This is a genomic window from Massilia sp. MS-15, assembly GCF_020176695.1.
Taxonomy (GTDB): domain Bacteria; phylum Pseudomonadota; class Gammaproteobacteria; order Burkholderiales; family Burkholderiaceae_D; genus Telluria; species Telluria hydrophila.
Genome location: NZ_JAIWIA010000038.1, coordinates 48,337 through 63,943, shown reverse-complemented (window position 1 = coordinate 63,943; position 15,607 = coordinate 48,337). Strand labels below are relative to the sequence as shown.

Sequence of the window (15,607 nt, the reverse complement as noted above, 5' to 3'; positions counted from 1 at the left end):
CAAGAAATGAAAGTCAGGTGCAGAAACGAGAATCGCCGGCAGGAGCCGGCGATTGTGCGTGTTATGTTGCAGTGCAGTATATCACGGATTTTTGCCTGACAGCATCATCCTCCCCCGCGCGGGGTGCCCCGGGTTTGCGCGGCATCAACCTCACGGTTGCGCCACTTTGCGCACCAGCACGACTTCCTTGACCGGCTCGCGGAACTCGCGCAGCAGGCGCGCACGCTCGGTTTCCGCGCGCGCCATGCTGGCCGCCTTCACATGGCCGTATCCGCGGATCGACTCCGGCAGCTGGGCCAGCTTCAGGGCCGCCGCGCGGTTCCCCGCAGTCAGCCCGGATGCCAGCATCTCCGCCAGCGCCAGGGTATCATCGCGCAGCTGGCGCTCGGCCCCGCGCTCGTGGGTGTAGCCGAAGGGGTCGAAGGCGGTGCCGCGCAAGGCCTTGAGTGGCGCCAGCACGCGGAAGGCGCCACGCATCCACGGGCCGAAGCGCATCTTGGCCGGGACGTCCGAGCCGGGCTTCCTGCGGGCCAGCAGCGGCGGGGCCAGGTGGTATTCGACGCGGAACTCGCCCTCGAACTGCTGCTCCAGGCTTTCCAGGAAACCGGTCTGGGTGTGCAGGCGCGCCACTTCGTACTCGTCCTTGTAGGCCATCACCTTGAACAGCGAGCGCGCGATCGCCTTGCTCACCGCGCGCTTCGACGCGGGTCCCTCGATCTCGAGTTCGCGCGCTTCCACCCGCGCCACCGCGGCGCGGTAACGCTCGGCGTAGGCGGCATCCTGGTACTTCGTCAGCCAGTCGGCGCGGAACGCCACCAGCTCGTCCAGCGCAGCGGGCGGCGTGAACTGCACCACCTTCGCGGGCTGGGCCAGGCGCGCCGCGGCTTTGTCGTCGGCCGCGACCAGGCGTCCCAGCATGAAGGCCTTCTTGTTCATCTCGACCGCCACGCCATTGAGCTCGATCGCGCGCATCAATGCCGGCAGGCTGACCGGCACCAGTCCCAGCTGCCAGGCCGCGCCCATCATCAGGATGTTGGCGCCGATCGGGTCGCCCAGCACGGCGCTGGCGACCTGCTGGGCGTTCAGGCGCAGCAGCGGTCCGCCGGCATCCTGGAGCTTGGCCAGCAGGTCGTCCTTGCGAATGTCGGCGTCCGGGTTGCGCGTGAACTCGGCGGTCGGGCTCTCGTTTTCGTTGGCCACCACGCGGGTATGGCCGCGCCGCATCACAGCCAGCGCGTCCGGCATCGCGGCCACCACCAGGTCGCAGGCCAGCAGGGCGTCGGCCTGCTGCAGGTCGATGCGCACCTGGTGCAGCTGGCGCGGCGACGGCGCCACCCGCACGTGCGACATCACCGCCCCGCCCTTCTGGGCGAAGCCCATGAAGTCGAGGGTCGAGGCGCCCTTGCCCTCCAGGTGGGCCGCCATCGTGATCAGGGCGCCCACGGTCACCACCCCGGTGCCGCCCACGCCGGCCACCAGCATCTCGAAGGGCTTGGCGAAATCGTAGGCGGGCGGCAGCGGGTAGGCCGCCAGCATCTGTTCCAGCTGGCCCAGCGCGAGTGCCGCGGCGGCCGGCTTCTTCAGGCGCCCGCCGACGACCGACACGAAGCTGGGGCAAAAGCCCTCGGCGCAGGAGTAATCCTTGTTGCAGGACGCCTGGTCGATCTGGCGCTTGCGCCCGAGCGGGGTTTCCAGCGGCAGGATCGACAGGCAGTTCGACTGCACGCCGCAGTCGCCGCAGCCCTCGCACACGGCCGGGTTGATCACCATGCGGCGCGGCGGATCGGGAAACACGATGTTGTCCGGCTTGTTCTTCTTGCGGCGGCGGCGTTTCTCGGCGGCGCAGGTCTGGTCGTACACCAGCACCGTCACGCCAGGCAGCTCGCGCAGGCGGCGCTGGATCGCATCGAGCTCGCTGCGGTGGTGCACCGTCACGCCGGCCGGCAGGGTCACGTCCGCGTAGTTCTCCGGCTGGTCGGTCACCACCACGGCCAGGGCCGCGCCTTCGCTCAGCACCTGCTGCACGATCTGCGGCACGGTGAGCTTGCCGTCGACCGGCTGCCCGCCCGTCATCGCGACCGCGTCGTTGTACAGGATCTTGTAGGTGATGTTGGTACGCGCCGCGATCGCCTGGCGGATCGCCAGGTAGCCCGAGTGGTAGTAGGTGCCGTCGCCCAGGTTCTGGAACACGTGCTTCTCGCGCGTGAAACGCGAGGCCGCGACCCAGGGCACGCCTTCGCCGCCCATCTGGGTCAGGGTGAAGGTGTCGCGCCCCATCCAGCTGGCCATGAAGTGGCAGCCGATGCCGGCCAGCGCGCGGCTGCCTTCCGGCACCCGGGTCGAGGTATTGTGCGGGCAGCCCGAGCAGAAATACGGCGTGCGCTTGATGGCGTCGGCGCCGTTGGAGAGGACCTCGGCGCGGCAGAACTGGGGCAGCAGGGCCTGCAGGCCGAGCGCGGGCAGGTGCGGCGCCAGCCAGCGCACCAGCACCGGCGCGATGCGCGAAGGACGCAGCTCGCCCAGCGCCGACAGCAGCGGCGCGCCGGCGGCATCGGTCTTGCCGAGCACCTGCGGACGCGCTTGCTGGGCCAGGTTGTAGAGCAGGCTTTTCAGCTGGCCTTCGATCACGTCGCCCTTCTCTTCCACCACCAGGATCTCGCGCAGGCCACCGGCGAAGGCGTGCAGGCGGACCCGTTCGAGCGGATAGGTCAGGCCCGGCTTGTACAGGCGCACGCCGAGTTCCTCGAGCCGCTCGACCCCGAGGCCGAGGCGGGCCAGCGCTTCCAGCAGGTCGAGGTAGGCCTTGCCGGCGGCGATGATACCGAGCGTGGCGGCGGGCGCCGCGACCACCAGCTTGTCGATCGAATTCACGCCGGCGAAGGCGTGCACGGCCTGCAGCTTGTCGGCCACGCGCTGTTCGATGGCCAGGCTGGGCAGGTCCGGCCAGCGGTAGTGCAGGCCGTCGGCCGGTGGCGTGAAGCCTTCCGGCGCCCTGAACCCGGGCACCGGCGGCAGTTCCACCACCGCGCCGCCCTCCACCGTTTCCGAGATCGCCTTGAAGCCGACCCAGGCGCCGGAAAAGCGCGACAGCGCCCAGCCGTACAGGCCGAATTCCATGTATTCCTCGATGTTGGCCGGGTTCAGCACCGGCATGCCCCAGGCCATGAAGGCGTGGTCGCTCTGGTGCGGCATCGACGAGGACACGCAACCGTGGTCGTCGCCAGCCACCACCAGCACCCCGCCCAGCGGCGAGGAACCGTAGGCATTGCCGTGCTTGAGGGCGTCGCCGGCGCGGTCCACGCCCGGGCCCTTGCCATACCACATGGCGAATACACCATCGACCGTGCGCTGCGGGTCGCCCCCGACCTGCTGGGTGCCCAGCACCGCGGTGGCGCCCAGCTCTTCGTTGATGGCAGGGAGGAATTCGATCGCCTTCTGCTGCAGGATCTTCGAGGCGCGCCAGACTTCCTGGTCCACCGCGCCCAGCGGCGAGCCGCGGTAGCCCGAGATGAAGCCGGCCGTGTTCAGGCCGGCCCGTTCGTCGAGCGCCTTCTGCATCAGCGCCAGCCGGATCAGGGCCTGGGTCCCGGTCAGGAACACCCTTCCCTGTTCGCGTTTCAGGTTGTCATCCAGCTGGTAGGCGCCGTCGGCCAGTACCGCCGCCCCACCCTCGGCCACGTTCTCGTGCATCGATCCCATCCATCGTCTCCATTGCTTGCCCACGGCGCCGCACGGCGCGCGCAAGGGCTTGTGTATATGGGCTAGATGATAGTCGGGCAGCAGGAAATAACATTTCTATCTTGCCGGGTTTTGCCGCACAATAGGTAAAAAATTTCTATTCAATGCCAATTATGGACAAATCCTACCTCGACCCCGCTTCGATCCGCATCCTGCGCGAACTGCAGCAGGATGCGCGCCTGTCCGTCAACGAACTGGCCGAGCGGGTCGGCATGTCGGCCTCGCCGTGCTGGCGGCGCCAGAAGGAACTCGAAGAACATGGCTACATCCGGCGCTACGCCGCCCTGCTCGAGCGCCGCAAGCTGGACCTGGGGCTGGTGTGCATGCTGCACGTGTCGCTCACCCGGCACGAGGCAGGCGTGGTGGAGGCCTTCGAGGCGCAGATGAAGGCTTGCCGCGAAGTGATGGAATGCTATGAGATGACCGGCACCTCGGACTACATCGTCAAGGTGATGGTGGCGAACATGGACGCCTACCACGACCTGCTGCACAACGTGCTGCTCAAGCTGCCGGGGGTGTCGCAGCTAAACACCAGCGTGGCGCTGCGCGAAGTGAAATACGAGACCGCCCTGCCGCTCTAGGCTTGCGCCATTTGCAGCAGGGCGTGATCCGCTCAGAATGACAGCGTGACGCTGCGCGGGCAGTGGTCGCTGGTCTCGATGCGCTGGTTCGGCGCCTGCACCACGGGGGTCTTGCGCGAACCGAGGCCGGCCGGCTGGCGCTTCGCGAGCGCATCGCTCAGCACGATGTGGTCCAGCCCCGTGAAACCGCGGCAGCCCTGGTCGACACCGGCCAGCGGCACCTGGGTCAGCGAGCGGGTGCCGTCGTTCAGTTCCTGCCACAGGTAGCGGCTGGTCACCTTGCCGGTGGCGTCCTGGGTCGGCACGCCGGCCGGACTGCTGCCGTCGCTGCGTACCTGCTCCGGCTTGATCGCGGCCTTTTCTTCCTCGTCGATGCGGCGGTTGAAGTCGCCCAGCAGGACGAACTCGGGGCTGCGCTGCGCCACGCTGTCGAGCCAGCGCTCGAGCGGCGCGACCTGGCGGTTCAGGACCTGGCAGGCGGGAGCCGGATCGTCCAGCAGGCGTGCCTGGAACGCGGGCGTCGGCACGATGTTGGCGCAGCTCGACTTCAGGTGCACGTTCAGGAAGCTGAGCCGGCGTCCCGGCCACTGCAGTTCCAGCGCCAGGCCCGGGCGCACCTTGCGCGCTTCCGGGTCGCCCGGATTGTCGCTCACGGCCAGGCCGTGCTCGACGCTGCACACCGCCGGCTCGGGACTCAGGCTGCGTTCCCAGGCGAAGGCCACGGTCTGGAAGCCGTCATGGGTGGCGTCGCAGACGCTGAAGCGGTCCGCATGGCGTCCGAGCAGCGTGCGCACCACCGCGGCCGAGCGCACTTCCTGGAAGGCGATCACGCCCACGCCCTGCCCTTCGATCAGCTGGGCGACGGTGGCCTGCAGGCCGGCCAGCTTGGCCGCGTAGTCCTGGCTGGTGGGCGGCGGGCTGCCACGGCGGCCCTGGTAGGCCGAACACGGCGGCATCATCGCCGCCAGCGCGGGGCCGCCCGCCAGTCGCTCGGTATCGGCCGCGCACTGGCGCGCCGCCTGCACCGCCTCCTCGCTCGGCGTGGCCTGGCCAGGCAGGCGGCGCGGACGGGTGTCGCACCAGGACACGGCCTTGCAGACCGCGGCGTGCTGGTCGAAGTCCTGCTGCGAACCGGCCCAGGCCAGGTTGAAGGAGGCGACGCCGATGCGCGCCGGCGGCGCCGCGGGCGCGTTCGCGGCGGCGTGGACGGCGGGGGCGGACAGCGCCAGCAGGAGGGCGAAGGGCAGCGGCATGAACGAAAGGCGGGTTGTTTTCATGGTGTGTGGGGGAGCCGGTGTGCAGGCCGGCATGGGCAATGGCTGTGGTTGGAACGCGTGCGTCCGGATGGCAACCGGGATTATCGCGGAGTCTTGTGTTTGCAGCAATGGCCTGTGTGCGCCTACACGGCGCCAGTCGACTGCGCGATGGCATCCATCAGCACCGCGGCATCGACCGGCTTGGACAGGTGGGCCGCAAAGCCGGCCGCGCGCGACATGCGCCGGTCCTGCTCCTGGCCATAGCCGCTGACGGCGATCAGCGCACTGGGGATGCGGCCGCTGTCGCGCTGCAGGCGCGCCAGTGCCGGGCCCAGTTCGTGTCCGCTCATGTCGGGCAGGCCAATGTCGAGCAGGATCGCGTCGAAGTCTTCCAGCGCGGCGCGCGCCAGCGCCGCCTGGGCCGTATGTTCGACCGCCACCTGCTGGCCCTCGGCCTCGAGCAGCATGGCCAGGGTACGTGCGGCGTCGACGTTGTCGTCGACGACCAGGATGCGCCGCGCACCGCCGACTGCCTGGCCGACGACACCGGCCTGGCCAGACGCGGCGGACGCGTCCCGCGGCGCCGCCAGGCAGGGCAGGCGTACCGCGAAGCGGCTGCCGCGCCCCGCTCCCTCGCTGTGCGCCTCGATCCGGCCGCCGTGCAGCTCGACCAGCTTCTTCACCAGGGTCAGGCCGAGCCCGAGCCCGCCCTGGGCGCGGTCCGGCGTGCGCTGGCCCTGGATGAACAGGTCGAACACCTCCGGCAGCAGTTCGGGGCCGATGCCGATGCCGTTGTCGCACACCTCGACCAGCGCTTCCTTGCCCTCCACCCGCAGCGACAGTGCCAGCTGGCCGCCGTCCGGCGTGTACTTGGCGGCGTTGTTGAGCAGGTTGGCGAATACCTGGATCAGGCGCGTGCGGTCGCCGCGCACGAAGACCGGCTGCGGCGCGATGTCCTGGTCCAGATGATGGTGGCGCGCCGCGGCCACCGGCGCGACCTGCTCGACGGCGTCGCGCAGCACCGCGCCCAGGTCCACGTCCGTCTTGCTGATCGTGACCAGGCCGCGCGTGACGCGCGAGACGTCCAGCAGGTCGTCGACCAGGTGGGTCATGTGGGTAACCTGGCGACCGATCACGTCGCTCACCTGGCGGATGCGCGGCTCGCCGGCGAACAGCACGCGCAGCAGCTGGGCCGCGCTGCTGATCGGCGCCAGCGGGTTGCGCAGCTCGTGCGCCAGCATCGCCAGGAACTCGTCCTTGCGCGCGTGCTCGCGCTGCAGGCGTTCCTGCTGCTGGTGCAGGCGGTCCAGCATCCCGTTGATGGCGCGCGCCAGGTTGATGGTTTCGCTGCTGCCCGCCAGCTCGGCACGGCGGGTGCTGATGCCCTGCTCGCCCAGCTGGCCGGCGAACTGCTCGAGCTGGCGCAGGTCCTGGGTCAGGCCCAGCGACAGCCGCGAGCCGAGCAGGAACACGACCCCGGCCAGCAGCAGGGCCACGCCGCCGACCAGGCTGTACTGCTCCCAGGGCGTTTCCAGGATCTCGCCGATGCCGGACGTGTCGAGGTGCAGCGCCAGGCCCAGGTGCGCGTAGCGTTCCGGCACCGTCAGCGGCAGGACGATGCCGCCGTCGTCCGGTGCGCCCCTGGCGGCGCCCTGCCCTTTCCACATCAGGGCGCTGGTGGCGGCGGGCCGCAGGTCGCGCATCTTCAGTTTGTAGACCAGCGCGCCTTCCGGGGTGTTGGTGCGCGAGTAGCGCAGCAGGCTGACGCCGGCCAGCTCGGCGCCCTCGGGCCGCATGAAGATGGCCGCGCGCTCGCTGCCGGCGTCGATACTGGCGCGCAGCCAGGCCATCTGTTCGGCGTCGAAGCCTTCGCCGCCGTTGCCGGCGATCGGCTTGCCTTCGAAATCGGTAAACAGCACCTGGACCGGGATACTGTTGATCTGGCGCAGCCCGTTCAGGAAGGGAGCGAGATAGGTCTCGCGGCCCGCGCTATCGACCAGGGCGGTGGCCAGGATCGGACTGGCCGCCACCTCATCCATGCGCGTGGCCAGGATTTTCAGCGCGTTGCCGACGGTGCGCGCATGGAAGGCCGCTTCGCGCTGTTCCAGCAGCGCGAGCGCGGCGCTGTGCTGGCGGTTGCCCAGCCATAGCGAGGTCGCCGCCACCAGCAGCACCGCGCAAGCGGCGAGGATCGCCGAGGCGATCGCGAAGCGCCGCGACAGGCTGCCGGAGCGGGGAATCGACCACGCCATGCTCAGTCGGCGCTCGGTACCAGCACGCCGTCGGGACGGTAGCGCGCGACCAGCAGTTCGCGCGGGCCGAGCGCCTCGTGGCGGGTGGGCGTGAACGGCGGCGCATAGGTCTTGATCAGGCCGCGGTGTTCACGCACGCGCTCCAGCGCGTCGCGCACCGCCTTGCGGTCGGTGCTGCCGGCCAGGTCGATCGCGCGCGCCAGGATGTGCATCAGGTCATAGGCATGGGCCACGCCCACCGGCCCCTTGATGTCCTCGATGCGGCGCACCGCGGACACGGCGCCCAGGCTGGCCAGGATGCGCTCGCGCCGCTGGCGGTCGAGCTGGAAGAAGGAAAACGTCTGGATCACCGAGAAGTCGACCTGGTTCAGGGCCGGGCCGGCCTGGCGCACGAATTCGCCGCCGGTGACGCCCCAGTGGCTCAGGATCGGCATGCGCTCGGCCGCCGGCAGGGCCGCCACCTCGCGCACCAGCACCGCCGCCTCGTCGTCGTTGGCGACCAGTACCACCGCCTGGGCCCCGGCCGCGCGCAGGGTACGGTAGCGCGCCACCAGGGTCTGGTCGCGCCAGTTGTACCAGGCGGTCTGCACGATGCGGACGCCCTTGTTGGCGGCCACGAATTTTTCCGCCGCCGCCAGGTTGCTGCGGCCCCAGGAGGTATTCGTCAGCAGCAGCCCGACCCGGTGCAGGCCGCGCTTGCGCGCCGTCTCCAGCAGCTTGGGCATGGCCAGGCTGTCGCGCAGCGACAGGCGGTACACGTAGTTCGGCTGCATGCCGTTGTCGACGATGGCGTCGGCCGAGGACCAGGCCGCCATGAACAGGGTACGGGTCGCCTTCAGGGTCGGGAGCTCTTCGATGATCACCGGGCTGAACCTGCCGCCGAAGACGGCCACCAGGTCGGACATGCGCGCGAACTCTTCGATGTTGCGGATGCCGCGCGCCGGGATCGAGCGGTGGTCCTTGGTGACAAGTTCGAGCGGCCGCCCGCCCAACACGCCGCCGGCGCGGTTGATCTCGCCGATGGCCGCGCGCAGGCCGAGTTCGACGGCCTGGGCCGAGGTGCTGTTGTCGAGGCCGAATTCGGCATCGAGGCCGATGCGCACCGGCGCCGCTGCCTGTGCGCCAGGCCAGGCGGACATGGCCAGCAGCAGTCCTGCCGCGAGAAAGCGGGCGAACGAAAGTCTGCGGGAAGAAAAACGTGGGCTCGGCATGATGAGGCTCGTCAATTATGCGCGACATTGTAAACTGGAAATGAAATTCTGCGCGCCCGGCCGCCACAATCGTGCCCGGCACCCAGGCCTGCCGATACCGGTTCGCAAGAAGTTCCGGCAGACCTGGCTGGCGCTGAAATGGGCCGGCGCCCTCAGTTTTGGACGATCGGCAGCGAGACTTCGGCAACCGTGCCCTGTCCATCGGGATTGCGGCGCAAGCTGATCGATGCCTGGTGCTGGGCAGCGATCTCCTTCACGATCGCCAGGCCCAGCCCGTGGCCGCCGGGTGCCGCTCCCGGCGCGCGGTAATAGGGTGTAAACAGCTTCTCCAGCTCCTCAACGGGGATCGGCGCGCCATCGTTCGCCACGGTCAGCAGTGCACGGTCGCCGCGACGCATCAGCCTGACCTGGATCTCTCCTGCCGCCGTCCCGTGGACCGACGCATTGTCGATCAGGTTCTGGAGCAGGCGTCGCAGCTGCGTGGGCTCGCCCCAGACGCGCACATCGTGTTCGGCGTCCAGGCTGATGGCCTGGCCCCGCCGTTCCAGCAGCGGGTCGAGCGTCCCGATCACGTCCTGGCAGACCTCCAGCAGGGACACCTGGCGCGGCGCATAGTCGTCGCTGCGCGCGCTGATACGGCTCAGGGTCAGCAGGTTCTCCGCCAGTTTGCTGGTGCGGCGCGCACCGGCCAGCGCCTGCGCCAGCGATTCTCCACGCTCGGCCTCGCCCGCCGCGCGCATGGCGTTCTCGATGTGCAGCTGGACCGCGGCGATCGGCGTGCGGATTTCATGGGCCGCAGCGTCGATGAAGCGCTGTTCACGTGCGAAGGCCGCCTTGATGCGGTCCAGCAGGCTGTTGAGCTCATGGATGATCGGCGCCAGTTCGACCGGTGTCTTCGGCAGCGCGATGCCGTCGAGGGAATCGGGGCTGCGGGCGGCGATGCGCGCCGCCAGCTCCTTGAGCGGCCGCATGCTGTAAAGCAGGACGACATTCACGGCCACCAGCATCAGGATGCCGCCCACCAGCAGGGGCGCGGTGATCGACATGCCGATGTATTCGGCCAGCTCGTCGCGCACCTCTTCCTTTTCCGCAGTGATCACCCAGGTGCGGCCGGAGCGCAGGGCGAACACTTCCCACAGGGTATCGCCCACCTGGTGGACGCTGAAACCAGGGGCCAGCGGCGCCAGCGCCTCGTCCGGCGCGGAGGCCGACCGGGCCAGCAGGACGCCATCCTCGCGCCAGACCTGGAAGGCGATCTTGGTCTCGTAGCGGTGCCCCACGGATTCGGGGGCGTCGCTGGCCGCGCTCTCGAGCTCGGGCGGCAGCCGGATCACCAGTGGCTGCGCGAGCGACGCGCTCGCCAGCGGCTGCGCCACCAGCGCTTCCAGCACCCGCGCCGAGGTGGCCAGGCGCGCACTGAACAGCTCCTCGGATTCGTGGCGCGCCACCAGCTGGGCCACCACGCCGATGCCGCTGAAGATCAGGACGATGCACAGCAGCGTGGTGACGACCAGGCGCCGCCGGCTCGAGTAGGTATGGGCCGCGCGCGCCTTCATGCGTTGACGTCGCCGAGCCGGTAGCCGACCCCGCGCACGGTCTTGATCGCCGCCGGCGCGAGCTTCTTGCGCAGGTGATGCACGTGGACGTCGATGGTGTTGCTCTCCACCCCCTCGCCCCAGCCGTACAGTGTTTCCTCCAGCTGGGCGCGGTTGAAGACGCGCTGCGGCTGCTCGGCAAGCTGCTTGAGCAGCATGAACTCGAGCCGCTGCAGCTCGACCGGCTGGCCGTGCCAGGAGGCGCGCAGGCTGTCCACTTCCAGCACCAGCGCGCCGCGTTCGATCCGGTTGACCGGGCGCCCGCCGTGGCGCCGCATCAGGACGCGCAGGCGCGCCAGCAGTTCGTCGAGTTCGAAGGGCTTGACCAGGTAGTCGTCGGCCCCGAGGTCGAGGCTCTGGACCCGGTCGCGCATCGCATCGCGCGCCGACAGGATCAGCACCGGCAGGCCATTGCCGGCGGCGCGCACCTGCTCGAGCACCCGGGTGCCGTCGAGCTCGGGCAGGCCAAGGTCGAGCACGGCGATGTCGAAGGCGTTGTCGCGCAGCGCCGCCACGGCCGAGGCGCCGTCGCACACGTGCTCGACCGTGTAATGGGCGCGCCGCAGCGCGACCCGCAGGCCGCTGGCCAGCAGCGCGTCATCCTCGACCAGCAGCAGCCTCAAGAGTGCATCCCTTGGCGGATTCCCGTCATTTCTTTCCTTCTGCGATCTGGCTCAGCAGCTGCTTGATCTCGCCGCGGCGGCCCTCGTCGGCCAGCTTGCGCCCCGGCCGGTCCGGTGCCTGCAAGGCCTTGCGCAGGTAGCGCTCGGCGCCCGTGAAGTCGTCCTTGCGGAACAGGTAGTCGCCATAGAAATAGTTCGGATCGATCCCGTCCGGATTGATCGCCAGGCCCTTCCTGAGATACTCCTCGGCCTTGGCCTTGTCGCCGAAGCCGATCGGCCAGCCGGGCACCTGGTAATACAGTGAGCCCAGGCTGGTATAGGCCGAGCCTGCCAGCGCGTTCGGGTTGATCGCGAGCGCCTGCTCGAGCGACTTCCTGGCGTTCTTGACGTACTTCAGCGCGCCGATCCCGCCCTTGGCCCCGGCATAGGTCGACTCGACGATGGCATACCAGATCAGCACGTCGGCATTGCCGGGATTGCGCGCCGCCAGGCCCTCGCTCTCGGCCCGCAGGCGCTCGAACTCGGCCTCCTGGCGGCTGGCGGGCGTGGCGTACTTGATCTGTTCCCAGCCCTGCTGCATGCGGGCCACGTCCTCGGCCGGGCCGGCCCAGGCCGCCCCCGCCACCAGCCCGGCGGCGGACAGCGCCGCCATCCATCGGAACACGCATCGGAACAAGCTATTCATGGTTTCTCCTTTGTACTACGTTGATGTCATCGAGGCAAATATTTTCTGATCTGCACGAGCTGCTTGCGGATCGCCCTCTCGGGAATGCCGGGCAGCAGTTTGTTGACCAGTACGAAGAGGCGTTCGGCGCCGCCCAGGGTGCGCGAGGCTGCCGAGCCGGACAGGAAGCGCATGAAGGCGTCCGCCACCGCTTCCGGCGTGTCCTCGGCGGTGCGCAGTGCGCGGTTCATGTCCTTGACGGCGTCGCTGTTGATCGCGGTGCGGGTGGCGCGCGGCGAGAAATGGCGTACCGCGACCGTCGAATCGGCGTACTCGCGCCGCAGCGACTGCGAGAAGCCGGCCAGCCCGGCCTTGGCTGCGCCGTAGGCGGCGAAGCCGGGAAAGCCGAGCGAGCCGAACACCGAACCGATGTTGATCACCTGGGCCGAGGCCGCCGCGCCCAGCAGCGGCAGCAGCTCGCGGGTGAGCAGCATCGGCGCCAGCAGGTTGGTCTCGACCTGGGCCCGGATCGCGGCCGGGTCCTGGGTCTCGAAGGCGTGGAAGCTGCTCACGCCGGCATTGTTGATCAGGAGATCGATTCCACCGCTGGCGCGCGCCGTGGCGGCGATCGCGCTCAGGGTGTGCCGCTCGCACAGGTCGCCGCACACGATCTGCACGTCGCAGCCGCGCAGGCTACGGGCCAGCGCTTCCAGGGCCTCGCGCTGGCGCCCGACCAGGATCAGCAGCGCGCAGTGGGGCGCCAGGCGCGCGGCGATGGCCGCGCCGATGCCGCCGCTGGCGCCGGTGAGCACCGCCCGGTAGCGCCTGCCCTGCCGTGGCGCCGCCATCTCAGGCACCCTTCCCGAACAGCTGCCCGCCGCGCGGCAGGCTGCGGAACACATTACCGTACAGGCCGTACATCATGCCTGCCACGTGGATCACGGCCTCGCGGTCGGCCTGGTCGTCGAGCCGGTTCATGAGCGTCTCGAAGAAGGCCACGTGTTCGAGGTCGAGGCTGCCGTGCGAGCTGAGGTAGCTGAAGGCTTCCGGCGGCAGCGCCAGCGCGGTCTGGATGCTGCCGGCGGCATGGGTGGCCAGCGCGGTGCTGGTGCCTTCCAGGACGTGCACCATGCCGAAGAAGCCGACCGGGTTGCCGCGGTCGACCTGGTGGTAGGCGTAGGCCACCATCAGTTCGGTGCTGGCATGGGGCCGGGCGCGGCGCACCGCCTCGGCGTCGCCGCCGCAGGCGCGGATGTCGGACAGGATCCATTCCTGGTGGCCGACCTCTTCCTCGATGTATTCGGCGATCGCCTCGCGCAGCCACTCATGGCGCTCGCCGAGGCGGCTGCCGCAGGCCATCAGGAGCGGCACCGTATGCTTCACGTGGTGGTAGGCCTGGGACAGGAAGGCGATGTACTGGGAAGTGACGACCTGGCCCTGGAGCGCGTCCTGGATGAGCGGGATCGCGAACATCTCCTGTCGCTGGGCTTCGGTGGCGGATTGCAGTTGGTCGAAAAAATTCACGTCAGAACTCCGGTTGGTCGAACAGGGATGCGATGTCGCTCGCATGGGTGCTATGGATGGCGGCGCGGCGCAGGCGCCCGTTGGGCGTGAGCAGGCCGGCGGCCGGGGTGAAGGGCGCAACCGCGCGCCAGCGCCTGAGCTGCGCATAGTCGGGCAGCTGCGCGTTGGCGCGGTCGACGGCTTCCTGCAGCTGGGCCGGAGTGAGCCCGGGCCGGGCCGGCACCAGCAGCGCGCCAAGGTAAGGCTGGGCTTCGCCGACCACCATCGCCTGGGCGATCGGACCGCTGCCGAGCAGCGCCGCTTCCGGCCATTCGGGCGAGACGTTGCGGCCGTAGCCGGTGATCAGGATGTCTTTCTTGCGGCCGTCGACGAACAGGAAGCCGTCGGCGTCGATGTGGCCGAGGTCCCCCGTGGCCAGCCACTCCCCTTCCTGGGCCGGCTGCCCGAGGCAGCGCGCGGCGCAGCCCTGCACCAGGATCTCGCCATCCTCGGCGATGGCCACGCGCCGGTGTCCGAGCGGGCGGCCGACGCTGCCGTCGCGCTGGCCGCCGGGCAGGTTCAGGGCCACCACCGAGGCGCATTCGGACAAGCCATAACCTTCGAACACAGGGAAGCCGCGCGCACGGGCCGCGCCCAGGAGCTGGGGCGGCATCTTGCCGCCGCCAACCGCGACGAAGCGCAGGCTGGCGATGCGCGGGTCGTCCGGCGCGCTGGCGGCGACCAGCGCCTGCAGCATCTGCGGCACCAGGGTGATGCTGTGCGGCGCGTAGCGGGCGATCGCGTCGAGGCAGACGACCGGGTCGAAGCCGCTGGCGCCCTGCATCCCTGTTTCGGCCAGCGGCGGGCAGATCGTGGTCGCGCCGCTCAGCAGCGCGGTGTACGGTCCGGCGATGTTCTCCAGCAGCACCGCGAAAGGCAGCAGGCACAGGTGGCGTTCCAGTGCCAGCGGCGCAACGCCGGCGCGCAGCGCGGCGGCCACTTCCCATTGCTGCCCGGCCGACAGGCACACGCCTTTCGGCGCCGAGGTGGTGCCCGAGGTGAAGGTGAGCTTTTGCACGCCAGCCAGGTCGACCGCCCGGGGCGCACGGCGCATCTCGCACAGCGCCAGCGGGCCGCCGGCTGCTGGCACGGCCCGCACGTCCTCGAAGCCCAATGCGGCGCCCTGGGCCGGGTCGGCGCAGAACAACGCCCCGATACCGCTTTCGGCGATCACATGCAGCCACTGCTGCGGGGTGAAGAACAGGGGCAGCGGCACCAGCGTGAGGCCGAGCGCCTGCGTGGCGAGGTCGACCATTAGCCAGGCGGGGGAATTATCGGCCAGGATGCCGACCGGAGCGTCCGGTCGGGCGCGTGCGCGCAACGCGGCGCACAGGCCGTCGATCCGCCGTGCCAGCGCGGCACGGTCGAGCGAATGCTGGCCGTCACTCAGCAGGACGGCGGAGTCGGGTAGCGAGTCGAGCAAGTTCTGTATAACCATAATGGATGTCGCCAAACATGACCTGGGGATGGGTGTCGTAATAGCTGCCCCACTGCGCGCCGCCGTCCGGCAGGCGCGCCGGGTCGGCCAGGGCCAGGGGCTGCGGCCGCAGGTGCAGGCGGCCGAAGGAATTGAGCAGGCTGGTCGTGGCCGTGAACACCACGATGCGCAGGCCGAGTTCGTGCAGCAGCGCGGTGGTGCCGACGATCAGGGCGCGCGCCGCGCCGGGATGGGTCGCGGCCAGGTTGCCGACCTCCACGATGTCGCCGCGCGCGACCGGGCGCGCCACGCGCCGTCCGACTTCGGTCTCGATCGGGGCGTCGAGGTAGTGCTCGAGGAACAGGGGCGCTGCGCCGGCCACCGAGTACCCGAGCGCGGCGGTCCAGGTGCCGTCGGCATCGCGGCAGCCGACCAGGGTGTCGCTGAAGTGCGCGATGCGGGCGCCGTAATTGCGCAGGAAAGTGGCGGCGATGAATGCCTCCAGTCCGGCGCGGCCCGGATCGCCGCGATCGAAGCGCTCGAGCGCGGTGCGGGCCCGGCAGCTGCGCGCCGGCGGCATGTCCGCCGCGAGCGGGTCCAGGACGTTCAGCATGATCGTGTGCCTTTGGGTCAGAGTGTTGCAATGGCACAAGACTATGCGGCGAACATTAACCCGAGATTAAGCGTGCGGCACCCTCGACAGGCCG

At 69.7% G+C, this 15,607-nt stretch carries 12 protein-coding genes; 1 reads left to right on the top strand and 11 read right to left on the bottom strand.

The window, feature by feature from the left end; all coding sequences use genetic code 11:
* Nucleotides 1-150: 150 nt before the first annotated feature.
* A complete protein-coding gene (locus tag LCI23_RS15515; protein WP_224947428.1) occupies nt 151-3,690 on the bottom strand; it encodes an indolepyruvate ferredoxin oxidoreductase family protein in 3,540 nt (1,179 codons plus the stop codon).
* Between the two features lie 161 nt (nt 3,691-3,851).
* On the opposite strand from LCI23_RS15515, the gene LCI23_RS15510 reads away from it, so the two are divergent.
* On the top strand, nt 3,852-4,319 hold the full coding sequence (locus LCI23_RS15510) for an Lrp/AsnC family transcriptional regulator (protein WP_224947346.1): 468 nt from the start codon (nt 3,852-3,854) through the stop codon (nt 4,317-4,319).
* A gap of 32 nt (nt 4,320-4,351) precedes the next feature.
* Here LCI23_RS15510 and LCI23_RS15505 read toward each other — a convergent pair whose 3' ends face one another.
* The 10 genes from LCI23_RS15505 to LCI23_RS15460 all read right to left on the bottom strand — a co-directional run bounded on the left by LCI23_RS15505 (nt 4,352) and on the right by LCI23_RS15460 (nt 15,513).
* Nucleotides 4,352-5,596: an endonuclease/exonuclease/phosphatase family protein gene (locus LCI23_RS15505; protein WP_224947345.1), complete on the bottom strand. Its 1,245-nt coding sequence runs from the start codon at nt 5,594-5,596 to the stop codon at nt 4,352-4,354.
* A 122-nt stretch (nt 5,597-5,718) separates the two neighbouring features.
* Complete coding sequence (locus LCI23_RS15500; protein WP_224947344.1) at nt 5,719-7,827, bottom strand: hybrid sensor histidine kinase/response regulator; 2,109 nt, start codon at nt 7,825-7,827, stop codon at nt 5,719-5,721.
* A gap of 2 nt (nt 7,828-7,829) precedes the next feature.
* The gene (locus tag LCI23_RS15495) at nt 7,830-8,966 is read right to left on the bottom strand and encodes an ABC transporter substrate-binding protein (protein ID WP_224947343.1); all 1,137 of its coding nucleotides are present in this window, start codon (nt 8,964-8,966) and stop codon (nt 7,830-7,832) included.
* 224 nt (nt 8,967-9,190) lie between these two features.
* Nucleotides 9,191-10,594 (bottom strand): sensor histidine kinase, encoded by a 1,404-nt coding sequence (locus LCI23_RS15490; protein ID WP_224947342.1) that lies wholly within the window; start codon nt 10,592-10,594, stop codon nt 9,191-9,193.
* A complete protein-coding gene (locus tag LCI23_RS15485) occupies nt 10,591-11,256 on the bottom strand; it encodes a response regulator transcription factor (protein WP_224947341.1) in 666 nt (221 codons plus the stop codon). The genes LCI23_RS15490 and LCI23_RS15485 overlap by 4 nt, the downstream gene beginning before the upstream one ends.
* A gap of 25 nt (nt 11,257-11,281) precedes the next feature.
* The gene (locus LCI23_RS15480) at nt 11,282-11,941 is read right to left on the bottom strand and encodes a hypothetical protein (protein ID WP_224947340.1); all 660 of its coding nucleotides are present in this window, start codon (nt 11,939-11,941) and stop codon (nt 11,282-11,284) included.
* 26 nt (nt 11,942-11,967) lie between these two features.
* The gene (locus LCI23_RS15475; protein WP_224947339.1) at nt 11,968-12,768 is read right to left on the bottom strand and encodes an SDR family oxidoreductase; all 801 of its coding nucleotides are present in this window, start codon (nt 12,766-12,768) and stop codon (nt 11,968-11,970) included.
* Between the two features lies 1 nt (nt 12,769).
* On the bottom strand, nt 12,770-13,444 hold the full coding sequence (locus LCI23_RS15470) for an iron-containing redox enzyme family protein (protein WP_224947338.1): 675 nt from the start codon (nt 13,442-13,444) through the stop codon (nt 12,770-12,772).
* A gap of 1 nt (nt 13,445) precedes the next feature.
* On the bottom strand, nt 13,446-14,921 hold the full coding sequence (locus tag LCI23_RS15465; RefSeq protein ID WP_224947337.1) for an AMP-binding protein: 1,476 nt from the start codon (nt 14,919-14,921) through the stop codon (nt 13,446-13,448).
* Entirely contained in the window at nt 14,866-15,513 is a 648-nt protein-coding gene (locus tag LCI23_RS15460; RefSeq protein WP_224947336.1) for a thermostable hemolysin, read from the bottom strand. Before LCI23_RS15460 ends, LCI23_RS15465 begins: the two co-directional genes overlap by 56 nt.
* Nucleotides 15,514-15,607 lie beyond the last annotated feature (94 nt).

Bases quoted from the DNA above. Each gene is read 5' to 3' on its own strand.
- LCI23_RS15500 (WP_224947344.1), bottom strand. From the start codon at position 7,827: ATGGCGTGGTCGATTCCCCGCTCCGGCAGCCTGTCGCGGCGCTTCGCG.
- LCI23_RS15460 (WP_224947336.1), bottom strand. From the start codon at position 15,513: ATGCTGAACGTCCTGGACCCGCTCGCGGCGGACATGCCGCCGGCGCGC.
- LCI23_RS15475 (WP_224947339.1), bottom strand. From the start codon at position 12,768: ATGGCGGCGCCACGGCAGGGCAGGCGCTACCGGGCGGTGCTCACCGGC.
- LCI23_RS15480 (WP_224947340.1), bottom strand. From the start codon at position 11,941: ATGAATAGCTTGTTCCGATGCGTGTTCCGATGGATGGCGGCGCTGTCC.
- LCI23_RS15465 (WP_224947337.1), bottom strand. From the start codon at position 14,921: ATGGTTATACAGAACTTGCTCGACTCGCTACCCGACTCCGCCGTCCTG.
- LCI23_RS15495 (WP_224947343.1), bottom strand. From the start codon at position 8,966: ATGTCCGCCTGGCCTGGCGCACAGGCAGCGGCGCCGGTGCGCATCGGC.
- LCI23_RS15515 (WP_224947428.1), bottom strand. From the start codon at position 3,690: ATGCACGAGAACGTGGCCGAGGGTGGGGCGGCGGTACTGGCCGACGGC.
- LCI23_RS15490 (WP_224947342.1), bottom strand. From the start codon at position 10,594: ATGAAGGCGCGCGCGGCCCATACCTACTCGAGCCGGCGGCGCCTGGTC.
- LCI23_RS15510 (WP_224947346.1), top strand. From the start codon at position 3,852: ATGGACAAATCCTACCTCGACCCCGCTTCGATCCGCATCCTGCGCGAA.
- LCI23_RS15505 (WP_224947345.1), bottom strand. From the start codon at position 5,596: ATGAAAACAACCCGCCTTTCGTTCATGCCGCTGCCCTTCGCCCTCCTG.